Here is a 6,432-nt window from a genome sequence, read left to right on the forward strand (position 1 = left end):
CCGCGTGAATACCCTCACCCCTTATCCCCGAGATGGCCCCTAAACCACCGCCATGAAACTAACCCCAGATTCGAAAAACAGATACACCACTACCCAGGATTTGACCTTACGCCGGTAAGCCTCCGAAAGAGGTGTATCCCGGCTGGCCGGACAGCCGCATGGCGAAAAAGGAGCCGGCACACCAAGCTATCGAAGAACTGGCAGCCAACATTTTAATCGCTACCGTAACAACACACTCAAAAACTTGCCAAAGCAACCGAAGTGAGAGCATCGACTATCTCCGACTTGACGCGCGGCAATGCGTGGCCGAGCGCATTGACAGTTGCACGCCTGGAGGTGGCGCTGGAATACAAATTGTGGCCGACAAGACATACGCATAAATCAAGGCAAAACCAAGAAAAGAAAAACTCATAAGGTTTTCCCAAAATCGCCCCGCTCCACCGGCCCCTTACGCCCAAACGTCCCCTACAGCCTAGGCAGCAGTCTGCACTTAACCGTCATTATCCGGCTTTCCGGACGACACCCCCGCTGAGCTGCGCAAACACATTTCCTTTTGCCCGCACGAGCCGCTATGGTAGAAGCCATGACCACGCCCGCCACCCCAGGGCGCGGGCGCACCTCACCCCCGCCCCGAACGCGCTCTACCCCCACTGGCCGAACGACCCCACCTGCGACGGCGCCGACGCACTCGTCCAGACCTTCGTGAAAACCTCGCCTCGGTCGTCGAAGCGAACCTCGCGGCGGGGGTATCCCAGTTGGAGCTATGCAGGCGCGCGCGGGGGTCGACAAAGCAACACTAACAAAATTCTCCAGGGCGCAGTGTGGCCCGATTCGCGCACCGTGTCGAGGATCGAGACGGCTGTCGAGGCGAAACTGTGGGTGGGGCCGGCATAGGCGCTAAGCCATAGGCATTAGTAGGCAAAACGTCATCCAATAACCCCCAAGGAAAACAAATAATTGGAGTGGCAATACACTCGGTTCTCGAAGCGCACCCACCACTGCGAAAGGAACCGAGATGCAAAAGCCGACCCAAAATTTTGGAGAAGTTTTCACCAAACGTTGGGCCGTTGACCTCATTCTTGACTTGGTGGGATACACGGCAGACAAGCCATTGACAACCCTTACTCTCGTCGAGCCAGCAATCGGGTCTGGGGCGTTTCTGCGTCCGATTGTTGAGCGACTACTGGACTCACAGCATGGCACACTTGCGCCCGCAGTAGACCTCATGCCCGCCATTTCCGCTTTCGACATTCAGCCTGCCCATGTTGCAACATGCCGCCGCATTGTCGTCGAGATGCTCACAAGCGCTGGGTATTCAGTTGAAGATGCCCACACTGTGTCCGAAGCTTGGGTGCGGTGCGCAGACTTTCTTCTTGACGAGGTGCCTACACAGGCCGACTTCGTGGTGGGCAACCCTCCATACATTCGCAACGACGATATTCCTGCCGAGATGCAGATGTTGTACCGTTCGCATTGGTCGACAATGCGGGGTCGCTGTGACATTTATGTCGGCTTCTTCGAGAGGGGCTTGCGCTTACTCAAACCGAACGGGAAACTCGGGTTCATTTGCGCTGACAGATGGATGCGCAATGCGTATGGAAAATCTCTACGAAGCCTAGTTGCCACCTCCTACGCAATGGAGGCGGTACTCACCATGCACGACGTCGACGCATTCGACTCGATGGTCTCTGCATACCCAGCAATCACCGTGCTCGCGAATAAGACACAAGAGCAAGCGGTGGTTGTTGAGACCACCGAGAGTTTCGGCCCCACCTCCGCCGAGGACTTTCTTGCCTTTTATCATTCGCCCGAAGGCCGTCATCAGGGCAACGGCTGGAAAGGCACCAGGCTCCCTAGCTGGTTTGAAACCGACGACTTCTGGCCGACAGGTGACCCCGATGCCATTGCGCTACTAGAGTACTTGCAGGAGAACTTCTTAACGCTGGAGTCAGACGGGGCTACAACAATTGGTATTGGTGTCGCTACCGGAGCAGACAAAGCGTACCTCGTAGATGTCCAAGCCTCGGAAGACATTGAACCCTCACGCCTGCTACCAATTGTCATGGCAAACGACATTCGTTCGGGGACATTGGGGGCTACAAAGAAGCTGCTGGTCAATCCCTGGGACGAAAATGGCGTGCTTGTGAATATTGACGACTACCCACGCATGAAAGCTCACTTGTTATCTAGTGACAAGGTGCAATCAAGGTTTGTCGCCAAGAAGAACCCAAAGCAATGGCACCGAACCATTGACAAGGTGAAACCTGGTCTTGCTGCCAGCCCGAAACTGCTCCTCCAAGACATGAAGGCACGCATTACGCCTGTGCTCGAACCGGGTGGGCTGTACCCGCACCACAATCTGTACTATATCACCTCGTCAACGTGGGACTTGGAAGTTCTTGCGGGTATTCTCCTTTCCGACCTCGCGGAGATGTTTATTCGGTCATATGCAGTAACGATGCGTGGCGGCACGTTGAGATTCCAAGCGCAGTATTTGCGCAAGATTGCTGTTCCTGCCCCCGCTTCGATTGGCCCTGAAACGGCCAAGAAACTTAAACTTGCGTTTCGTAACAGTGATCGCACGTTGGCAACCGAAGCAGCCTTTGAGGCTTACGACTTGCCACATGAGTTTAGGTGGATGGCATAAATGGATAGGGCGAAGTGGGAACTGGCTGTTGCAGCCTATTGGCAGGGGCTCGACCTTCAACGCAATCGTCAAGGAAAGATCACTGGAATCAAAGACTACGGTAACCGATCAGCCGTGACCGGCGGCAAACAAATGGACGGTTTGCAGCAGGTTGTCGCAGACATTTGGCTTTCCGACCCCGACATTGAACTCACGGTCAAAACCACGGGAAAGAACAACCTACCCGCCTACTTCCGACCGACAAAGAACTGGGACCTCATTGTGTTGCACCGTGGCGCTCTCGTCGCCGCGATGGAGTTTAAGTCCCAGAAGGGTCCGTCATTCGGCAACAACTTCAATAACCGAACCGAGGAGGCATTAGGTTTAGCCGCTGACTCGCAAATGGCTGCCGAGCGCGGACTGTTTGGGAGGTTAAAGCCGTGGTTAGGGTTCGTCATGCTCGTCGAATCGGCTGACGGTTCGACGAGGCCAGTCGGCCTACCGGGACGGATGCCATTCGAGCCAGACCCCATCTTCTACGACACGTCGTACATCGACCGCTACCGGATTTTCTTCGAGCGCATGGTCGCTGAGTCTAACTATGACGCAGCAGCGTTAATCACCTCTCCAGTGGGGCAAGGTGAGTTTTTCGAGCCGTCGATGCGTCTATCCGTAGCGAATCTCGAAGCGGCGATCATAGCGAGGATCGCTTATATCAAGGCACTACCAGATGACGTTTTCGATGCGCTGACGAAATAACACTTTTCCTACCCCATACCCCAGCTAAGACCGCGAACATCCACTAAAATTTGCCCTTATGACTGCATTGGCGATTAAACCCGGGTACGAGAAGGTGTGGGTTCGCGGTCGCCCCACCCGCCGCACCGAACTCAAAGAAGAGTTCCAGGCCGGTGTTATCCACGCCATCGCAGGGGCCGCAGGGTGCGTTGCAAAAACAGAGAGTATCGACACCGGCATTGACGTCACCGTCACCCACGAAACGAAAAATGTGCGCGACCGATTGACGATTAACCTGCAGCTCAAATGCACCGAGAAGGGCAATGCTACAGACGAGTTCGTTAAGGTGAAAGTGTCCAAGCAGCGCTACGACGACTACCGCTTCGAGGGAAAACACGAGCCGCTGATTCTCGTCGCCCAACTCGTTCACCCTGACATGGACGAATGGGTCGGGCATGAGGAAACGCTCACGCACTTAAGCGCCCGCAACTATTGGATTAACCTCACGGGCGCACAGCCGTCGACTGTGGCCGACGGCGGCGACGTGATCGTCAATGTTCCGACCGCCAACGTTTTCGATGACGCTGCACTCGTCGAATTGTTCGCCCTCCACCGTAGAGGGGAGCTTCCACTATGAACAACGCACCTCTTAACATCCAGGCTCTCGAACTGACCTTGACTGAGCTGTCTTGGGTTAAGCAGTCCGAGGACAACCCGCGCATGTCGCTGTGGGTCCCCTCCCCTACGGCAAAACTTGAGACTGCGGTGGTTCGTGAAGAAGCCGGAGTGTTCTTACCCCACAATCCCGAGGCTCCCGACTTCCAGCGGATCATCCACCGCGCACTGACCGAGCTGGCAGACCTTAGCGCCGCCAACGTCATCGAAGAATTGGCGACCTCCCAGCTCCGCCTTGAACGCGCCCTCGACAAGTTCGTCGTGTCGACCGACGGGCCGACTGTACGAAGCGGTGTTGTCGACTGGCGAATCGGCGCGCGCCTCGTGGCAGGCCTGGAAGAGGTACTGAAATCTGGTGCCAAAGCCAGTCAAGAGTATATGCGCTGGTTCCGACGTTCCAACCTTGTCATTGCGGATAACTACCTCGACTCGTGTCTTATGGGTCAAACTGAGGTTGGCAGCTACGTTGTCAAAGCCTTCGTCCCGGCGACGGTTCCGCTGTCAATCAGCAATAGCGCAAAAATCAAGAAAAGTTCCCAACTGTCGTCTCGCGAAGTCTCCGAGACGGTATTCACGTCTGTGCAGGCAACCAAGGAAGTACTCGAAGAGTTCCGCAAGAACGGCAACCCGGATGCATTCAATTGGGCAATGACGCAAGGTGTGTCCGTAGAAATGTTATCCGGTTTCCAAAGCCTCATTGGCGCGGACGAGACGGAAATTTCGGTCGAATTTATCAAGACCAAGGCTGACGAACCGTCTGTCGTATCGTCCCGCGGGGCAGTCGTTCTCGAACCAACGTTGACCGAGGCCGTTGAAGTTGGCATTGCAACCTTGAGGCAGGAGCCGCAGTCACTCGAAATGGTCGTTGCTGGAGAAGTCATTGGACTAATGCGCCAGTGGGACGAACCGGACTCGCGACGGATCAAGATGCGAGGAACGGGACGAGACGGCAAGACGCGCGTTTTCACCGTCCGCTTGAACGAGGCAGACTACGACAAGGCCTTGGAGGCACACGGTCGTGGCGTATTCCTTGAGGTAGATGGAGTTGCCGAAAAGGCAGAGTTCCTTGAAGTGCGCCGCGTGCGGGTCACCAACGCGCGAGTCAGCGGGGAGAGCGAAGTAGCGGAACGAGGCGGCTCCGGGGAGCAACTTGACTTCTTGCGAGACCATTAGGTTCGGCAGACATCTTCACACAAAGACTCACGGCCTGCCGGAGGGGGTGGTGGCAGGCCGTGAGCGGGCCACGCAATCAGGAGGCCACTTTCTCGCACCTATAGCGCTCGGGGGGTGCGCTTGCTAGGTGCATCACCACCATAACCCACGGCCCACCGTAGCGCAGCGTGAGCGCTCGACATCGCTCGTGACCTCAGAGTCCCCGTGCAGGGTACACCGAAAGTGCGTCACGACAGTCGAGTTTTCCATGAGCCTCGACCCCCGCCGAGAAGAAAAAATCCCAGGACCTGCAACGATGTCCAGCTATGGGCACCCTCCACACTCATTCAGCCCAACCGTCCACCACCTCGCAGACGACTCCACACAGTTCCGCTGCAGCTGCGGTTCTACATTGACCGCGAGCAATTGTCCTTACTTACCCGCTTTGCCGACCGGCACGCATGTACGCTTCGAGTGCTCGGGCCGGACAGCGAACACATGCCCCTGCGCCCCGACCGCCCTATTGCACGCACTCCTTCGTGGCTCGGACGGCAACGGTGAGATCACCGTCGAGGCAGACGTAGACCCACAGAAGCTCACTAAGCCTGAAAGCCGTCATACACGTTCGACCGTACGTCCTGGCGCACGTTTCACTCCAACGACAATTCGTCCGTGCCCTGCGAGGAGACCTCCTGCAGGCGCGAAAAGCCCTTAGAATACCGAGTGGTTGACGAAGTGTTCTTCGGTCCACAATGGAACACCACCGAAGGCACCCACATTCCATGACACCGCCCGCACCACGCAGTCGAAGGCGATACCACGGCCATTCTCGACAAGATGTGCCGCTTTGAGGTGCGCACAGCCGACACAGGTGAGCTGGTCTACATTGCCCGCAGCAAGGGCGGCGCGTACTGCACCGCACGGCGACTGAGGCTACAAGGTATTGAAACGAATATCTTCCTTGGGACGTGGGAGCGAGTGTAAACAGCTCTACGCTCCATAACTCCCTCCCCCTCTAGCCCCCACCGAACACCATGAATGGTTACGTTCAGCGGGGGCCTTTCTCATCCCTTCTGTCACTAAAACCGCGCCTACCAGCGTCTCTCTTAGTCCACTCCTACCACCACTAATGGCCCGAAGGGAAAAGGGACCATACGGATGAAATTGAAGCGTCCTGGGTTTAGTTCCTACCTCAGCTAAGGAAGGATTGAACTATGCCTAGAAAGTATTCCGTCGAGTTC

General features: G+C 56.3%; 4 protein-coding genes and 1 pseudogene. All 5 read left to right on the forward strand.

The features are described from left to right. Positions 1–249: 249 nt before the first annotated feature. Positions 250–414, forward strand: a pseudogene (locus QP965_RS11570) (hypothetical protein); the annotation flags it as partial. A 601-nt stretch (positions 415–1,015) separates the two neighbouring features. Next, on the forward strand, positions 1,016–2,647 hold the full coding sequence (locus QP965_RS11305) for an Eco57I restriction-modification methylase domain-containing protein (protein ID WP_284844956.1): 1,632 nt from the start codon (positions 1,016–1,018) through the stop codon (positions 2,645–2,647). Further along, the gene (locus QP965_RS11310; protein ID WP_284844957.1) at positions 2,648–3,385 is read left to right on the forward strand and encodes a PaeR7I family type II restriction endonuclease; all 738 of its coding nucleotides are present in this window, start codon (positions 2,648–2,650) and stop codon (positions 3,383–3,385) included. 58 nt (positions 3,386–3,443) lie between these two features. After that, positions 3,444–4,001, forward strand: coding sequence for a DUF4365 domain-containing protein (locus tag QP965_RS11315; protein WP_284844958.1), 558 nt, complete (start codon positions 3,444–3,446; stop codon positions 3,999–4,001). Then, positions 3,998–5,212: a hypothetical protein gene (locus QP965_RS11320; protein ID WP_284844959.1), complete on the forward strand. Its 1,215-nt coding sequence runs from the start codon at positions 3,998–4,000 to the stop codon at positions 5,210–5,212. Before QP965_RS11315 ends, QP965_RS11320 begins: the two co-directional genes overlap by 4 nt. Positions 5,213–6,432 lie beyond the last annotated feature (1,220 nt).

The sequence above is a fragment of the Corynebacterium sp. MSK074 genome, assembly GCF_030229735.1.
Classification (GTDB): Bacteria; Actinomycetota; Actinomycetes; order Mycobacteriales; family Mycobacteriaceae; genus Corynebacterium.